The sequence below is a fragment of the Bradyrhizobium sp. CB3481 genome, assembly GCF_029714305.1.
GTDB lineage: Bacteria > Pseudomonadota > Alphaproteobacteria > Rhizobiales > Xanthobacteraceae > Bradyrhizobium.
Map to the genome: position 1 here is coordinate 4,988,667 of NZ_CP121647.1, position 16,341 is coordinate 5,005,007.

The 16,341-nt window shown below is 59.0% G+C and carries 13 protein-coding genes and 6 pseudogenes; 13 read left to right on the forward strand and 6 right to left on the reverse strand.

What is annotated here, in order from left to right; all coding sequences use genetic code 11:
* Positions 1-35: 35 nt before the first annotated feature.
* Positions 36-170: pseudogene (locus QA643_RS24350) on the forward strand (integrase core domain-containing protein); the annotation flags it as partial.
* Positions 171-307: 137 nt separating this feature from the next.
* Here QA643_RS24350 and QA643_RS24355 read toward each other — a convergent pair.
* Positions 308-502: a DUF3072 domain-containing protein gene (locus QA643_RS24355; RefSeq protein WP_283034912.1), complete on the reverse strand. Its 195-nt coding sequence runs from the start codon at positions 500-502 to the stop codon at positions 308-310.
* A gap of 1,206 nt (positions 503-1,708) precedes the next feature.
* Here QA643_RS24355 and QA643_RS24360 point away from each other — a divergent pair.
* Both QA643_RS24360 and QA643_RS24365 read left to right on the forward strand, forming a co-directional pair.
* Positions 1,709-1,996, forward strand: a complete 288-nt coding sequence (locus tag QA643_RS24360; protein ID WP_283028424.1) for a hypothetical protein — start codon at positions 1,709-1,711, stop codon at positions 1,994-1,996.
* A 369-nt stretch (positions 1,997-2,365) separates the two neighbouring features.
* Positions 2,366-2,686 (forward strand): transposase, encoded by a 321-nt coding sequence (locus QA643_RS24365; protein ID WP_283028425.1) that lies wholly within the window; start codon positions 2,366-2,368, stop codon positions 2,684-2,686.
* 152 nt (positions 2,687-2,838) lie between these two features.
* Here QA643_RS24365 and ltrA read toward each other — a convergent pair whose 3' ends face one another.
* Complete coding sequence (gene ltrA / locus QA643_RS24370) at positions 2,839-4,221, reverse strand: group II intron reverse transcriptase/maturase (protein WP_283028426.1); 1,383 nt, start codon at positions 4,219-4,221, stop codon at positions 2,839-2,841.
* Between the two features lie 665 nt (positions 4,222-4,886).
* Here ltrA and QA643_RS24375 point away from each other — a divergent pair.
* The 6 genes and pseudogenes from QA643_RS24375 to QA643_RS24400 all read left to right on the forward strand — a co-directional run bounded on the left by QA643_RS24375 (position 4,887) and on the right by QA643_RS24400 (position 9,789).
* Positions 4,887-5,768, forward strand: coding sequence for a site-specific integrase (locus QA643_RS24375; RefSeq protein ID WP_283028427.1), 882 nt, complete (start codon positions 4,887-4,889; stop codon positions 5,766-5,768).
* A gap of 10 nt (positions 5,769-5,778) precedes the next feature.
* A pseudogene (locus tag QA643_RS24380) lies at positions 5,779-6,982 on the forward strand (IS91 family transposase).
* Between the two features lie 399 nt (positions 6,983-7,381).
* The gene (gene tnpB / locus QA643_RS24385) at positions 7,382-7,669 is read left to right on the forward strand and encodes an IS66 family insertion sequence element accessory protein TnpB (RefSeq protein ID WP_283028428.1); all 288 of its coding nucleotides are present in this window, start codon (positions 7,382-7,384) and stop codon (positions 7,667-7,669) included.
* Positions 7,666-9,227, forward strand: a pseudogene (locus QA643_RS24390) (IS66 family transposase). Before tnpB ends, QA643_RS24390 begins: the two are co-directional and overlap by 4 nt.
* Positions 9,228-9,286: 59 nt before the next feature.
* The gene (locus QA643_RS24395; protein ID WP_283034913.1) at positions 9,287-9,508 is read left to right on the forward strand and encodes a hypothetical protein; all 222 of its coding nucleotides are present in this window, start codon (positions 9,287-9,289) and stop codon (positions 9,506-9,508) included.
* Entirely contained in the window at positions 9,409-9,789 is a 381-nt protein-coding gene (locus QA643_RS24400) for a plasmid pRiA4b ORF-3 family protein (protein WP_349253293.1), read from the forward strand. The genes QA643_RS24395 and QA643_RS24400 overlap by 100 nt, the downstream gene beginning before the upstream one ends.
* Before the next feature lie 1,115 nt (positions 9,790-10,904).
* Here the strand turns inward: QA643_RS24400 and QA643_RS24405 are convergent.
* From QA643_RS24405 to QA643_RS24420, 4 genes and pseudogenes are all read right to left on the reverse strand, one after another.
* Positions 10,905-11,182, reverse strand: a pseudogene (locus QA643_RS24405) (IS3 family transposase); the annotation flags it as partial.
* 37 nt (positions 11,183-11,219) lie between these two features.
* Entirely contained in the window at positions 11,220-12,383 is a 1,164-nt protein-coding gene (locus QA643_RS24410) for an IS30 family transposase (RefSeq protein ID WP_283034915.1), read from the reverse strand.
* A gap of 41 nt (positions 12,384-12,424) precedes the next feature.
* Positions 12,425-12,907, reverse strand: coding sequence for an IS3 family transposase (locus QA643_RS24415; RefSeq protein WP_283028429.1), 483 nt, complete (start codon positions 12,905-12,907; stop codon positions 12,425-12,427).
* Positions 12,904-13,224, reverse strand: coding sequence for a transposase (locus QA643_RS24420; protein ID WP_283028430.1), 321 nt, complete (start codon positions 13,222-13,224; stop codon positions 12,904-12,906). Before QA643_RS24420 ends, QA643_RS24415 begins: the two co-directional genes overlap by 4 nt.
* A 211-nt stretch (positions 13,225-13,435) precedes the next feature.
* Here QA643_RS24420 and QA643_RS24425 point away from each other — a divergent pair.
* From QA643_RS24425 to QA643_RS24440, 4 genes and pseudogenes are all read left to right on the forward strand, one after another.
* A pseudogene (locus QA643_RS24425) lies at positions 13,436-13,561 on the forward strand (IS630 family transposase); the annotation flags it as partial.
* A gap of 246 nt (positions 13,562-13,807) precedes the next feature.
* Positions 13,808-14,494, forward strand: coding sequence for a plasmid pRiA4b ORF-3 family protein (locus tag QA643_RS24430; RefSeq protein ID WP_349253217.1), 687 nt, complete (start codon positions 13,808-13,810; stop codon positions 14,492-14,494).
* 253 nt (positions 14,495-14,747) lie between these two features.
* A complete protein-coding gene (locus QA643_RS24435; protein WP_283028431.1) occupies positions 14,748-15,182 on the forward strand; it encodes a hypothetical protein in 435 nt (144 codons plus the stop codon).
* A gap of 85 nt (positions 15,183-15,267) precedes the next feature.
* Positions 15,268-15,393 (forward strand): annotated as a pseudogene (locus tag QA643_RS24440) (IS630 family transposase); the annotation flags it as partial.
* Between the last annotated feature and the right edge of the window lie 948 nt (positions 15,394-16,341).

The following is a 16,341-nucleotide window of genomic DNA, read 5'->3' on the forward strand; positions in this document are numbered from 1 at the left end:
GATCTCATCGATTTGCTGTCCGGGATCGCCGACCGCAAGCCGTGCGCTTCATACAAACCGCGCTTCGCGAATGGGCTTATGCGCAAGCCTACCAGAACTCAGACCAGCGAACCGCTGAGCTAATCACCTGGCTTCATCGCTACAACTGGCATCGACCCATGGTAGCCTGAAGGCAAGCACGCCCATCAGGCGTCTTCGCCTACTCCGAGGACAACCTCTTGAGGTTCCACAGCTAGCACAGGGCTGGGATTCGCACCTGAAGGAGCTTCCGCTTGTCCACTGTGCCGGCAGGCTGTTGACCATCTGGCTACTTCTCAACCCCAGCCTCTTCACGCAGTTGCTCGATCAGCTCGGATGCTTCGGCCTTGGTAAGCTGCTTCCCGGTCGGATCGGGCTTGTGCGCCTGTTCACTGAGGGTTTTCAGGTAAGAGGCCTGCGCCGCGGTCATCGGATCATCGCCGGAAACCCAGTGTTCGGGGTCCTTTCTGATATTGTCCGCCAGTTTCGTACCTCCAGACAGTTTGCTCCTTCTAACTTTTAACTTGGCTGTATATTCCCTTTTTGTTCTCAGCACTTTGCTCGGCTTCGAACGCATCGTGGCAACATTATCGCCACTGCTGGAAGCGTGACGGATGATCAAAGCCCCGGTTTGAGACGAGGCGCCGCCGGGACAACGCATTTCGAGCCCGGCGGTGTATCTTTTCGAACGACCCGGCCGCGGGTGCCCCGCATCCGCCTCGTCTGTACGGCTGCTGAGAAAGGCTTGCTGAACTTCTTGCGGCAACTATGACCTCATCGTCCGCGTTATCGGCTGCGAGTGGGGAGGCCGTTGCGGTACCCGCGATGGCCTAACTGACCTACTACTAATTACAGCCCCGCCTTCAGAATCGACCTCAGGATGGTTCTGGGTCGCTTTTACTCCACGCTCTGCAGCGGCGGGACTGGTCGGAATCACTGGACGTGAAGACAATTGAACGGCGCCTGGGGCGCTAGGGCGCTGTGCTGGGGCTTTCCACGCGTGCAGCCGAGGTTGGAAAGCTGCCTCAGAGACAGAGCGATGACTTTTAAGCTTTCGCTCCGACATGGCGCACCGCCCCCAGCATTACAGCCGGGTGAGGTTGCCCGCCAAGGCTCGCGCGGAGCGGCAGACCCGCGCCAACGGGAGCTGTCCGGCTTTCCAATTCCGCGGACAGACCCTCACTGATTTGGTCAAAAATCGATCGTCTTGTAGGGATCCGTAGGTTTGTGGGGTTGCCCTCCACTTCAAGTTGCTCTTGGATGACAATGGCTCTGGGGGCATTCAAATGAAGTTGCCGGTGCGAGCGTCGCCTATCCTTACGCTGTCTGTGATGTGTTGCGAGCCAGCCCTCACCAGCATGCGGCGACAGCTCCGGGAAGTGTGTGGGCTGGGAAGCGCTGGCGCGACAGTGCGGAAATCCTCCAACGGCAAAATGTACACCCGAAAACGTGGCGAGCGGCTCCGAAGACGCTGCACCGAAAGGCGCAATGATCCGATCATTAATGGAAAGGTCGCAAGAAACGAAGAAGCAGCCCTCGATCCCAATCGAGTGACATCGCGATTGATTGACCTGAAATGGCAAGCGACGTGCCTCCGGGAATGACAAACGGGTTGATCACCAATTGCCTTCCCAATGGAAAGATCGAAATAGCGCTCGTGAGCAAAGGTCGACGCTGTGGAAGTGTTGAAATGGAGTCCGAACAAATGGGTCTTGCAATTCAGCAGTTCATGCAAATTGCCATTCTTGCCTTTCAGCGAACGGGCGGAGCTTTGATCAGCGGCGTGGAACAGTCCTCGACCTGGCCTGAAATTGAAGTGTCTACAATAGGCCTTGGTCCAAGTCGGCTTGCAAACCATGAAGATCTCATTGTGCGATTTGGTGATGCCCAGGTGGGATTTCCCTTGAGCCGGACAGCGCTTCGAGGTCTAGGCGAAGCAATGATTGCCTTAAGCACTCCAAAGCAGAAATCCAATTAGTCGCAGAGAGATCGCCTCCGGGTGGTCTTTATTGCGTTACTTCGGTTTCAAAAGTCGTAATTCGGAGAGACGGTTGCATTAGCGCGGGGGTACAATTGACGCAACCTCCTGGATTTTACGGCTTCAGTCACACGGACTTGCCGCTTTAGCGTCTCGAGCTCTGTTGACAGTCTCCTAAACGCTGCGTGTCCACGGTACTTTGGCCTTTTGAAGCGCGCATCTTCTGTCCCATTGTCCGCCTCCCACGCTCGCGCTGACATTTTATTCCATGCCGACCTGGCGTAAGCGTGGCGCCGAGGCTCTTCAGATTGTTTGAGCGCAGACCTGAGAGCACCGCTAGAAGAGTCACCTTCGGCAAGGGTGCTCATAATGGACGACCATTCGGACGACACAAGACGACCGTTGTCACCGCGTATCGAAGTGTATGCTGGCGCAGGTCGAAAGCGGTGGCCGGATGATTTGAAGGCCCAGATTGCCGCGGAAAGCCTCGAGCAGGGGGCAATTGTCACAGATGTCGCCCGTCGCCATGGCTGCCGGCCGCAGCAGGTACATGACTGGCGGCGTCGGGCGCGCTTAGGTCAATTGGTGCTGCCGGCTTCGGCTGACACACTGTCGTTCGTGCCGGTGGTGTCGGAATCAGCGTTACCGGCGGCCACGGAGCCCTCCGGGTCGCCGGAAGCAGCCTTGTGACGTTCATGCTGACGCTGCCCGCGAGCCTCATGATTTACGTGGCGACCCAACCTGTCGACTTCAGGAATTGATCGGGATAGGGGGACGTCTTTCGACGCCACCCCTCCCACACCACCGGGCATACGGGTCCGTACCACGGCGGTTCGATCGAGTTAAACCGGCACAGGCATGAAGATTCGGGGGAGACCAAGAGAATCGAACACCTGATTTCGTAGGGCGTGTTGAACCGCCGGGTGTCCGGACATGCGCCAGAGTCCCGTCGGTGAACCGGCAGCGACCGATGCGGCGAACTTCGCGATGCCGAGGCGGCGAAGCTCCGTGAATCGGTTATGCCCGTTCCGCCATTGCCGCCAGAGATACATTCGCAATCTCCGGCGGATCCAGGCTTCCAGGTTTGTGAGCACGCGCGGGGTCTGGCAGAAGCCGAAGTACCCGCGCCATCCGGTGAGGTATGGCGTGAGGTCTGCGATCATCTGTTGCAAACTGGTCCCTCGCGTCCGGCATGTGATCTCCCGGATTCGGTCTTTGAATTTGTCGAGAGCTTTTGGCGCAATGCGTCGCTCGCTCCCGTCATTCGCAATGCTGAATCCGAGAAATTTACGTTCCTCGGGTCGCGCCACCGCGCTCTTGGCCTCGTTGACTTTCAAGCGGAGCTTGTTGGTCAGGAACCGGCTTATCGAGGCCCTCACCCTTTCGCCGGCGTGGAGCCTGCGAACATAGATGTTGCAGTCATCCGCGTAACGGCAGAACCGGTGACCACGTCGAGCCAATTCCTTGTCGAGGTCGTCGAGCATGATATTGCTGAGGAAGGGCGAGAGCGGACCGCCTTGCGGGGTCCCTTCGTCCACCGGTCGGACCAAACCATCTTCCAATATCCCGGCATTCAGGAATGCCCGGATAAGCTTGAGCACGCGTTTATCAGGTATTCGTGCGGCGACGCGCGACATCAGGATGTCGTGGTTAACTCGGTCGAAAAATCTTTCCAGATCGAGATCAACCACTACGTTGTAGCCATCGGCGACGTAACGCTGTGCCTGGGCTACAGCCTGGTGGGCGGACCGCCCCGGCCGAAATCCGAAACTGTGCTCCGAAAACGTCGGATCCCATCGCTCTTGGAGAACTTGCAGCATGGCTTGTTGAATCAGGCGGTCGACGACACAGGGGACGCCGAGTTTTCTGATCCCGCCGTCCGGCTTCGGGATTTCTACCCGCTTAACCGGCTGCGGCCGATAGTTTCCGTCAAGCAGTTGAGACCGAATGTTTGGCCAGTGCTCAAGCAGGAAAGCCTTCGCGTCTTCGATGGTCATCCCATCAACGCCAGGGCTTCCTTTGTTCCTTTTAACACGCTTCCACGCTCTTTCGAGGTTCTCTCGGTCGCACACCTCCTCCATTAGTTGTTCTGTGAAAGTCGAGCTTTCGGTGGCTGATTTCGCCATGAATGGTTCGGTCTCCTCGTCGCCGCGCGCCGGGGCTTCACCCCACTCCTTCGGTTCCAAGGCCAGCGCTTGCTGGTTGTTCTGCCGCTTTCTATTCACGAGATGCCAGTCCTACTTGCTCTCTCAATCGTTTGGGCCTTCAGCCATCGTTTCCGGCTTCGCCTATCTGTTTCTCCGCCTTTCGGCCTTGGAGTGCCTCAATAGCTTTGCCGACAGCCTGACCTAATACGCCCTCAGCTGACTTCTGCCCGGCGGTCAGACGGCCTCACGGCCGTCTTAGTCGCCCGAGGGCGACACCGGGCAGATCTCCCGGGGTAAGCTCAATCGCCTTCGGTGCACAACCGCCGGATCTACGCTTCGCATCCTTGATGGATTTGGACTTCGCGATGTGTCGCCCGCTCGTCCGATGCTTGCGCCTCATATCCGGTTTTTGTTCATCGGCTCGCGCCTTTGATCCACGCTTCCTTCAGACCCCACCTCGCGACGGCAGCCCTTGCGTTTCACTAACCCTTCACCTCCATCAGGTTGGGTGGAAGACTTTCACTTCCGAGCTATTGAGCATGCCCGGCACACGACGAAGCCGCTCCGCGGCAGAACTCTCGGCAAGAGTGGCCCATCGTCGGATGAAGGAATGCGGCTGAAGCAACTGTAACTGCTTTGGCGTCCGATGGTGAGACGTAATTTGCAGCGTTCATAGGCTTGGCTTCGAGCAAGATGGCGTTGCTGCCCTCGAGCAGTTTTCGTTTTTTGCCAAGGAGCCTTCAATGACCCCGCTTCGGTTACGCATGATAAACGACATGCAGATCCGCAACTTGTCACCGCATACGCAGGATTCCTATCTGCTGCAGGTTTCGCAGTTCGCCCGCCATTTTGCAAAGTCGCCGGCTTTGCTTGGGCCGGAAGATGTCCGCGCCTACCAAGTCTATCTGACGAACGAGAAGAAGTTGGCGCCGAAGTCGATCCACGTGACCGTCTCAGCGCTCCGTTTCTTGTACCGTGTCACGCTCGGCTTCGAATGGGATTTCGACGTCATCATTCCGTGTCCAAAGGCGCCCAAGACACTCGCCGTCATCCTCAGCCCCGAAGAGGTGCTGCACTTCCTCGGCTGCGTGGAGAGCCTCAAGCATCAAGTGATCCTGACAACATGCTACGCCGCCGGTCTGCGCATTTCCGAAGCGATACGCCTAAAGCCGGGGGCCATCGACCGACAGCGGATGGTGCTACGCGTCGATCAAGGCAAGGGGAAGAAGGACCGTTACGTCATGCTCTCGGCACGGTTGCTGGAGACACTGACCGACTATTGGCGCGCCGTCCGGCCGAGGACGTGGATGTTTCCCGGCGGTATCCCCAACGAGCCGATATCGACCAACGCGGTGCAGGACGCCTGCAGCAAGGCGCATCGGTTAGCGGGCCTTGCCAAGCCCGTGACGCCGCATTCGCTGCGGCATGCCTTCGCCGTTCATCTACTCGAGGCCGGCACCGATCTTCGCACCATCCAGCTCTTGCTTGGCCATCGCAGCCTGTCCACGACCGCGCAATATCTCCGGATAGCCACGAACAAAGTCTGCGCGGCGACTAGCCCGCTGGAGCTGCTGCCGCGCCCAATCCCTAAGGCACCACCACCGCCGCCGCCTGAACATTTCTGACGGCGGCCCCATGGGACGCTCAGGTCCGGAAGTGGCGGATATCTTCCGCCGCTATGGTGCTGCCTGGCGCGAGCAGCACTGCAGGTCTCTATCGACCGAACGGCGTGCAGCAATGACGGCGATCGAGCGCTGCCGAACGGCCGCGCTCGGTGGCCATGTCGAGCAGTGCGATCACTGCGGAGAGCGGCGGGTCTCCTATAATAGCTGCCGCTCGCGAAACTGCCCCAAGTGCCAATCGCTCGCGCGGGCAGAATGGATCGAGGCCCGACAAGCGGAGCTTCTCGATACGCAGTATTTTCACGTTGTTTTCACCATACCCGACCAAATCGCAGCGATCGCATTCCAGAATGCCGGCACCGTGTACGATATAATGTTCCGCACAGCTGCAGAGACTTTGCGGACTATCGCTGCCGACCCCAAGCACCTCGGTGCGGAGATCGGATTCTTTTCTGTCCTTCATACTTGGGGCCAGAACCTCCTTCACCATCCCCATCTCCATTGCGTCGTTCCTGGAGGTGGACTGTCCCCGGATGGCAGCCGCTGGATCGCGTGCCGGCCCGGCTTCTTTCTTCCCGTGGCCGTGCTTTCCCGTCTGTTCCGGCGCCTATTTCTCAGCGCCTTGCAAAGTCGTTCGATACCGGCGAGCTACAATTCTTCTCGTCGCTGGAACAGTTTCGTGATCCGGCTGCATTTCAGCGGTATCTGAACGATGTCCGCAGAATCAATTGGGTTATCTACGCCAAGCCGCCATTTGGCAGCGCCGAACAGGTTGTCCACTATGTCGGCCGCTATACGCATCGGTTAGCGATCAGCAACAGCCGTGTCATCGATATCGAAGACGGCAAAGTACGCTTTCGATGGAAGGATTACCGCCACGGAAGCCAGCAGAAAGTAATGACGCTGGACGCCGGGAGTTCATTCGGCGTTTCCTTATCCATGTCTTGCCCGAAGGCTTCAAACGTATTCGTTACTATGGTTTTCTGGGTAACCGCTACCGCAAGCAAAAGCTCGCTCGCTGCCGTGAACTGCTTGGAATGATATCCGCCGATGCTCATTCGGAGCCGGAAGAGCGGTCCGATTGCCCCGAGAAGCCTGAGCGCTGCAATGCCGCTTCCTTGCGTCAATGTCCATCCTGTCATCAAGGCCACATGGTGTGCGTCGAGGTCTTGCAGCCAGGTTCGTTCAGTGCCGCTCGTTCACCGGACACTTCTTGATGCGAGACCTCGATCAACCAAGAACCGCCAGCTTCCATTTTCGGCCGCCGTGGCAGCCGATAGATGCCCTGTTGTCGTTCTTCCGACGTCAAACCTCCGGCGCTTCGCATTTTCAGGCTACTTCGCTTCCCAGATGTCGCTTCCACCCAGTACTTTCGTGATAATGTCCGCTTTGGACTTGTCTCCAGTCCAGATCACGACGTTCACAAATAACGGCGCAGTGATTCAACACCCATAGCTGCAGCGGCGTGCCCGCGGCTTCGTCCAACACGTTTTTAGATTACCGGCGCCACTCGCGACTGATCGTGTTGGATACCGAACCACGCGCCGCCAATCTAAAAACGCTCTCTATTATGTGGTGCACCACATAATAGGAAGGGTGCGGATGGCTTGGCACTCTTGGCGAAGGAGGCGCTGGGCCATGACCCGATGAAGGGCGTGGCGGTGGTCTTCCGCGCGAAGCGCGCCGATCGGGTGAAGATCGTCGTGTGGGATGGCAGTGGCCTTGTGCTGTATTGGAAGCGGCTTGAGGGCGGCGGCTTCAAGTGGCCACCTGTTGTTGACGGCGTGATGCGGATGAACGCGCACGCATGCACGCGCCTCGAGTCCCACAACCGAAAGCACTTGCGTAAAGATACAAATCTTCGCTGCATCGGGGCGCGAAGCATGGCAGACTCAGGCCGATGAGTGATTTGCCTGACGAGTTGCCGAGCGATCCAGCCGAGCTGCGTGTCTTTGCCGCGGCTCTGCTGGATCGCTGCGCCAGGCTCGAGCGGTTGCTCAAGCTTGCGAACGATGCGCAGTTCGGTCGATCGTCGGAAAAGTTGGACGCTGATCAACTTCAGCTTGTTCTGGAGGATATCGATCAGGCCGTCGCGGCTCTCGAAGCAGCCGAGGACCGCGCCAATCCCAAAGCCTGCGAGAAGAGAACTGCCAAGCGCAGGGCCAATCGTGGTCAGCTGCCGGAGCATTTGCCGCGCATCGTCGAAACCTTGCTGCCGGCTGCAACCTGCTGCCCGTCCTGCAAAGGCGATCTCGTTGAGATTGGCCGCGATGAGAGCCAGAGGCTTGACGTCGTTCCGGTGCAATACCGGGTGATCGTGACCCGCCGGCCCAAACTGGCCTGCCGCGCCTGTCATGGCGTCGTTCTCCAGCACGCCGCGCCCGAACGATTGATCAAGGGGGGACTGCCCACCGAGCGGCTGGTCGCGCATGTGATTGACGCCAAGTATCATTGGCGTTTGCCGCTTTATCGCCAAGCACAGATGCTGGCGACGCACGGTATCGCCATCGACCGTTCCACGCTCGCCTTCTGGGTCGGCTATGCCGCCCAGGAATTGAAGCCCTTGTGGCATCGTCTGCGCGAGCTGCTGCTCGCGTCCCCGCAGCTCTGTGTCGATGAGACCCCGGCGCCGGTCCTGGATCCGGGGCGCGGCAGGACCAAAACCGGCTACTTCTGGGCGCTCTCGCGCGATGACAGGCCTTGGGCCGGACCTGACCCACCTGGCGTGGTTTACGCCTATGCACCGGGCCGCGGCGCCGTTCATGGCTTGAGGCTGCTTGAGGGTTACCGCGGCATCATCCATTGCGATGGCTATGGGGCTTACAAGACCATGACCCGAGAGACGCGTGCGGATGCCCTGTCCGGCACGCTCGCCTTCTGCTGGTCGCATCTACGGCGCCAGTTTGTGAAGATCGAGCGCGAGGCTTCGCCGGCGCCGGCGCCGGTTGCCCGCGAGGCCCTCGAGCGCATCGCCCAGCTCTACGCGGTCGAGAAGGCACTCCGCGGCCGATCTGATGCCGAGCGCCGCGCGGGCCGACAAGCGCATGCCCTGCCTCTGGCTGCAGCCTTGAAGCAGTGGTTTGAGGCAACGCTTGATCACCTTGCACAGAAGAGCGACACGGCAAAGGCTTTGCGTTATGCGCTGCGTCATTGGGACGGACTCCTCTACCTTGATGACGGGCGCATCGAGATGGACACGAATGCGGTCGAGCGTGCCATGCGGCCGATCAAGCTCAACGCCAAGAACTCCCTTTTGCCGGTTGCGACGAGGGCGCCGAGAGTTGGGCAGTACTAGCTTCGCTAATCGAGACCTGTAAGCTCAATAGCGTCAGCGCTGAGCACTGGCTCTCCGACGTCCTTGCGAAGCTCGTCAATGGCTGGTCTGCGGCGCGACTGGACGAACTGCTTCCCTGGGCGTCGACCTACACGATGCATGTACAAGATCCGAGGCTGGCGGCATGAGCCTCAACACGACCGCGGTCCGGATCAAGGTGTCCCTCAAGGACGTGAAACCGGAGGTGATGCGTCGCCTTGTCGCACCCGTCACCCTGCGCCTTGATCGGCTGCACCTGACGCTTCAGGCGGCGTTCGGCTGGTCCGTTGGGGGATTCCTGATCCCGACGGTGATTTTGGCCCCCAGCCGATCGATGCCCGCAAGGCGCGGCTCTCCGATATCGTTCAAGAGACCGGAGCCAAGACGATCCATTATCTCTATGACTTCGGCGACAGCTGGGACCATGTGATCAAGCTCGAAAAATGGTTCGACAACACGACGACAGAGGGGCTTCCCCTCTTGCTCGAGGCCGCCGGTCGTTGTCCTCCAGAAGACGTCGGCGGTGCGCCAGGCTATGCCGAATACCTCGATGCCATCGGCGACCCCGCTCATCCGGAGCACGAACATATGCGCCTCTGGGGCCCGGAGCGGTTCGATCCCAACGTCGTCGTCCGGAAGGCGCTCGAGGCCGCCGTCAACGCATTGTCCGGAGGCTGGAAGCCGCGTCGGCGCAGCACGCGGCTAACATAACCGTCAAGCCCCAATCAAAAGGGCCGCAAAGCTACGCTTACTGTGCAGAAGTACTAGAGATTGTTCGACTAGAACGACGCTGATGCGTCGATCACTCTGTCACAAAGGGCCGTGAACGGCACGCAGACGAGCGGTGCGCTTCGCGCCGCCGCAGACAACATCATTGCCGCTTGACGGTGTCCGATGTGCGACGATGTCGGAAGTGCGACATAGCTGGCGCGGATGACCACCTTGTATCAAAAGGTTTTTTCTTTCGCGCGGTGCGTGGCACGCCTTGTGCAGTAATCTTAGATGCGAACGCGTAACACGAACGATAGTCACAACAAGACTGGCAGGCTCTCGATCGGATCATCGGAGACGCCAGAGCAAACGTGCAGAGTGAATCCACCGTGACGTGATTCCTCGTCCACCTTGCAATGGAGCTATCAAAGAGCCATGCGATACCAGCAGCTGACGAAAGATCAAAGACACTGCCGCCAAACTAGGAGCCATCGTATTGCGACACGTGAGGCGAACGAGCACCAGCGCCGGCTGTTCTCTAATTCCCGCTCACAACGAAGTGCAGAGACCAAAATGACGCTGATCCAGCGACTGATCGACCTTATCAATAATAATGCCGCGGCCAAACTCCACTTAACCCAGCTCTGTGAAAGCAGTTTAGCGGAGCGGCGGGCATGCAATACCTGGAAGTATCCTCGATGGCTGGGTCGAGCTGCCGCAATCCTCAGCATTGGGTTGAGCTTATTGTGCCCTGCCCAACCGGCATTAGCATTAAAGTTGTTTGGACCGGTAAAAAAGGTTTGTGTGCGCAATCGTACGGCAGAAAACGAGGTGTTTATGTACGTCGACACTAGTATTGGATACCGAACCGCGGGACCGATTCCCCATGGGGAAACTCGATGCGTCAACGTGCGCGACCTAGCCCAGTATGAAATCTGGTTCAGCGCTCGTCTGGACGGCATGACATCGTACGCGACTTGCCCGCCCCCGGGGCGACGCATTTTTTGGGAGACCCGGAGCGCTAAATATGACGCGTTGGGTACAAGCCAGAATGTTAAATGTAAACGGCAGTTCTGGGACAGCCCAGTGATCTTCCCCCGAAAAAATGGACGGGGTTAAGCTGCTTCTAGCTCCAGCTCGATCGGGCTGAGATATCCAATGGCCGAGTGGCGACGCGTTCGATTGTAAAAGCCCTCAATGTAAGCAAAGATATCACGCTTGGCTTCCTCACGTGTTGCATAATGCTGATGATGGACGAGGTCGGTTTTGAGCGTATGGAATGGAAGAAGCTCTCCATCGGAGCGTTGTCATAGCAATCGGCCCTGCGGCTCATCGAGGCGCGGAAGCCGGCGGACTGGATCATCTTGCGATACTCCGCCGAGGCGTATCGGGCGGATTCAAGCGGTCGTCGCAACACCGACTATGTTCACTCACGGCAACAACTCGTCAAGCGCTTCTGCCGGCGTTTTCCAGCCCAGAGTCTTTCTCGGTCGAGCGTTGAGGGCTGCGGCCACGGCAGCGATTTCGTCAGCGCTGTGGATGCTCAGGTCTGTCCCTTTCGGGAAGTACTGACGTAGCAACCCATTGGTGTTCTCGTTAGTACCACGCTGCCATGGGCTTTGCGGGTCGCAGAAGTAGACTTGGACACCCGCATCGATTTTCAGACGATCGTGCTGGGCCATTTCGGCTCCCTGATCCCAGGTCAGCGAACGGCGTAGCTGTTCGGGTAAGGTTATGATGGTGCGCGTAATCGCGTCGCGCACGGCTTCGGCCCCGTGTCCCGCCAGTGCAGGCCCGTTCTTGATACGCGGCGCTTCGCCGTGCCCTGCAAGGCGCGGAAGATGCAGCAGCATCGTGAGGCGGGTCGTGCGTTCGACCAATGTGCCGATTGCCGAGCTGCCAAGGCCCAGAATGAGGTCTCCCTCCCAATGTCCCGGCACCGCTCGATCGGCCGCTTCGGCAGGACGTTGACTGATCATGATTTCCGGCGAGACAAAGCTGTTGCCTCGTGCACGTACGCGCGCCCTGGGCATCCGCAATACGCGTCCTGTTCGCAAGCAGGCCGTCAGCTCACGGCGCAACGCTCCCCGGCTCTGAACGAAGAGGGACTGATAGATGGCTTCGTGACTGATGCGCATCGTCTTGTCGTCCGGGAAGTCAATCGGCAGGCGACGGGCAATCTGCTCAGGGCTCCAGGCCTTGGCCCATCGCCGATCCTTTCGCGGGCCATGCCGGCGACTCTTCCAGGGAACCGCGGGACCAGGAGCAGGAGCGCCGCTCGGGGCCACGACGACGCCGGCAAGTCTCTCCTCCACATAAGTGCGCAAGGCTGTGTTGAGCGCAAGCTTAGTCAGTTTAGGCCGACGAGCCGATCGATCCGCATGCCACTGGGCAGTCGTCGCCCGATACTCCAACCCGCCGCTGCGGGTGGCTGCATTGCGCCGCAGTTCTCGCGAGATTGTCGCGGCGGATCGACCGAGACGGCGCCCAATCTCCCGGAAGGAATGGCCCTGCACCTTGAGAAGCGCAATCTCCTCGCGCTCCACCAATGATAAGTATCGCCCGGAGAGCGCTCTTGCTGAGGATTTGAACATCGCTGGTGGCATGCCGCCCGCCTTTCGAAACAATCTGGTTCCTACAGGCTGTGACACCCCGGCTTCCAGCGCAGCTTCTTCGCTGCTTTGCCCGGCAGCAATAGCTCGCCAGAAACTTCTCTGTTCATCCCGTCCAGCCACAGGTGGTCGTCCTGGCGATGGTAACGGCGCTGTCCAGACCGTGCCGATCGCCGCTTTCGAATCCTCATCGCAACCTCCAACTCCAGAGTGTTGCGACGACCGCTTGAATCCGCCTCGTAGCGCATCAATCGCTCGATGCGACCGCGGCTCGCCCCGCGCCCCTGAGCCCTCAACTCGGCATAGACGCGCGGGCTGCCATAGCGGCCATTGGTGTCGCGGTGAGCCCGCTTGATGTCATCGACGAGCTCACGATTGGCGGCGGCTCGCGGGCTCTCCAGGCGCGCCCGCCAGGCATAATAGCCAGCCGGCGAGACGCCGAGCACGTCGCACATGATCCTCACCGGATAGTCGGCGCGGCGATCTTCGATGAAGCGGACTCTCATTTCTGAACTCCAGCAAAGATCGCAATCGACTTTTCTAAAGTATCGCGCTCCATGCGCAGCCGCTCGTTCTCTCGCTGCAGACGGGCGATCTCCGCCGCGTGGTCCGCCAACGGCAGCGTCGCCTGCGTTGTGGGGCGCCGCGCCGCCGCAGTCGGCTCCCGCTTGGCCCCACGTTGCTCCACCCACCGCCGCAGCACGGAATCGCGCAGACCAAGTTCCTTAGCCACCGATCCGATCGAGCGGCCACTCGATGCAACCAGATCGATCGCTTGCCGCTTGTAGTCGTCCGTAAACGACCGACGTTGACGTCCTTCCATCCGACACCTCCTGGCTCTTCGAGCCTACTACAGTGTCCATCAGTTCGGAGGAGGTTCACAGCGTGGTGAGGGCTATGCCAAATTGTAACGGTGCAGCCATCGTGGCAGCTCGGCGGCGCGTTCTTCTGAGGTGGATAGGCCTGCGCGTAGGCCCACTCGCGCAGGCGAGTACCCGCTTTTCTTGGAACGTGAGTCGTGATTCAAGGTCGGGATGATACCCGAAGCCAGTGAAGTCCGCCTTTCGAGGAAAGATCGCAAGGTGCTTGAGGCGTGTTGTCGCTCACCGATGACATTGCAGCGCGATTTGAAGCGGGCACGGGTAGTCCTGTTGGCAGCGGCGGCACCTCCTTCATAAGCCTCAGGCAGCTTCAGGAACACATCGATGCCCACGTCAACGCGTACAACGACAACGCCGAGCCCTTCGTCTGGATCAAAAAAAGTCAGCCAGCGCCGGTTCAAAGGTTCAAAGGCCGCCGTATCACTCAGCTCTGATTCCGGGTACTAGCTTCGTTAGTCGAGACCTGTCAGCTTAATAGCGTCAGTGCCGAACACTGGCGCTCCGACGTCCTCGCGGAGCTCGTCGATGGCTGGCCTGCGGCGCGACTGGACGAACTGCTTCCCTGGGCATCGACCATACAATGCATGCCCACGATCCGAGATTGGCAGCATGAGCCTCAACACGACCGCGGTCCGGATCAAGGTGATCCTCAACGACGTGAAGCCGGAGGTGGTGCGTCGCCTTGTCGTACCCGTCACCTTGCGCCTTAACCGGCTGCATCTGACGCTTCAGGCGGCGTTTGGCTGGACAAACAGTCACCTCTTCGAGTTCTTCGCTGGCGATGTCCATTGGGGGCTTCCTGATCCCGACAACGATTACGGCCACCAACCGATCGATGCCCGCAAAACGCGCCCCTGCGATATCGTTCGCGAGACCGGCGCCAAGACGGTCCACTATCTCTATGACTTCGGCGACAGCTGGGACCATGTGATTAAGATCGAAAAATGGTTCGACAACGCGACGACAGAGGGTCTTCCCCTCTTGCTCGATGCCGCCGGCCGTTGCCCTCCGGAAGACATCGGCGGTGCGCCAGGCTATGCCGAATACCTCGATGCCATCGGTGACCCCGCCCATCCCGAGCACGAACAAATGCGCCTCTGGGGGCCCGAACAGTTCGATCCCAACGTCGTCGTCCGGAAGGCGCTCGAGGCCGCCGTCAACGCATTGTCGGAAACATGGAAGCAGCGCCGCCGCGCCACGCGCTCAAAATAGACGTCAAGCGCCAATCAAAAGGGCCGCAGAGCTACGCTTACGACCTGGCTAATGCGGCGGAGAATCCTTGATAGTGCCGACAACGGCAGGTGGGGCGTCGCGCCCCGCTTCGGTCGGAACCGCAGAATTCGTTCTGAACGCGGCCCGGATGGCACTCAGCTGCCATGATCTTCAATATCGACTTCACCAGCACGCAAACTGCCCGTATACGCTAATATAGATATGTATTGAGAGCCGAGGTGAAAAGCATAATATGGCAACCAGAATCGCGCCGGCGAGGCTCAAGGATGCGGCCGCCAATTATAGAGGCGAAGAAGTGATCAAGGATCGTCTGCCGGAAGAACGTGTGATATGGCGGAAACGCTTCCACGCCCAGTATTTTGATTTTCGTGGCAAGAGCCTTTTTACGCGCTTTGACAGCTGCGAGTTCGTGAAATGCACATTGCTTATCGACCTAGACACAGAGCAGTTAGCATTTACTGGATGCGTGTTTAAGGACTGCAACATCGATCGGCTGGAACAGGACGAAGAGCGCGGGCTGTACGCGAGAGGTAATTTGTTCGATCGCCCGATAGAGGAACGCCGGGCTGCTTTGGAGAAGAGGTTAGCGAGAGCTCTGGCGGAACGGGCGAAGTGGCAGCGAACGACTCAGGACGGTAGCGCGTCGAAATCGAAAGGCGACAAATAGGCTGTGCTCTCAGCGATTCAACATCCGCATTGGTTGATGCTAGTACCCGCTTTTCTTGGAACGTGAGTCGTGATTCAAGGTCGGGATGATACCCGAAGCCAGTGAAGTCCGCCTTTCGAGGAAAGATCGCAAGGTGCTTGAGGCGTGTTGTCGCTCACCGATGACATTGCAGCGCGATTTGAAGCGGGCACGGGTAGTCCTGTTGGCAGCGGCGGCACCTCCTTCATAAGCCTCAGGCAGCTTCAGGAACACATCGATGCCCACGTCAACGCATACAACGACAACGCCGAGCCCTTCGTCTGGATCAAAAAAAGGTCAGCCAGCGCCGGTTCAAAGGTTCAAAGGCCGCCGTATCACTCAGCTCTGATTCCGGGTACTAGGTGAGTTGTCGGCTTGGTATTCCGGCGAAATAGCGATGTTGCTGAGGCGGATCGTGAGCCGACGGAAATGAAGGCAAACAGGAACTAAACTCGGCCGGCTTGTCGAGATGAGTCTGAAGGTAAAGAAGTGAGTCATGACGACAAGTTTGAGCAGGTGGATGCCGCAGCCGAAGCCGCGCTCAAGTACGCCCGCAGCCTGCCCCCGGGCACGGCTCGCTCGCAAGCTTTCAAAGAAGCTGGCAAACTGCGGCGGGCTGCCGACCAGTTACGGGCTCCAACATTCGCTCCCCGCGGTCGACGTCCTAAATAAACAGGACGCAAGTGAACGTTGCCGCGATAATGTTTCCGCCCCATCCTGAAGCGTGATTCCTCCTGCAGATGGAGAGCCTGAACGGTCAACGGTTCAAGAGTATCGATGCACATCGCGAAAAAGGTTCTTGCTTACCCGCTACGGTTATGTTCAGCTTTTACGACCGTGTTGGAGCCGAGGAATTGGAAGTTTTCGAGATGTACTTTGGGGATAGCCGGTGGAGCAGCCGAGCCGCCAGCGAACGAAGTCGCCTTTGGCGCGGCTTTTTCAGCGCCATACCCCCGCTTCTTGAAAGCTGATCGAGCGCTTCCGGTCAGCTGCAGATTGATGACAGCACGCACATTACCGCGAACGTCCGGTCAGGAGTTCGCGTATCCCGGAAAGGGCAATGCGCAGCCGGTCGCCCAATTTAGCACCCGTCGAAGGCCACCTGGAGCCTGAGGACGATTAGGAAGGTACCGAGCATCCG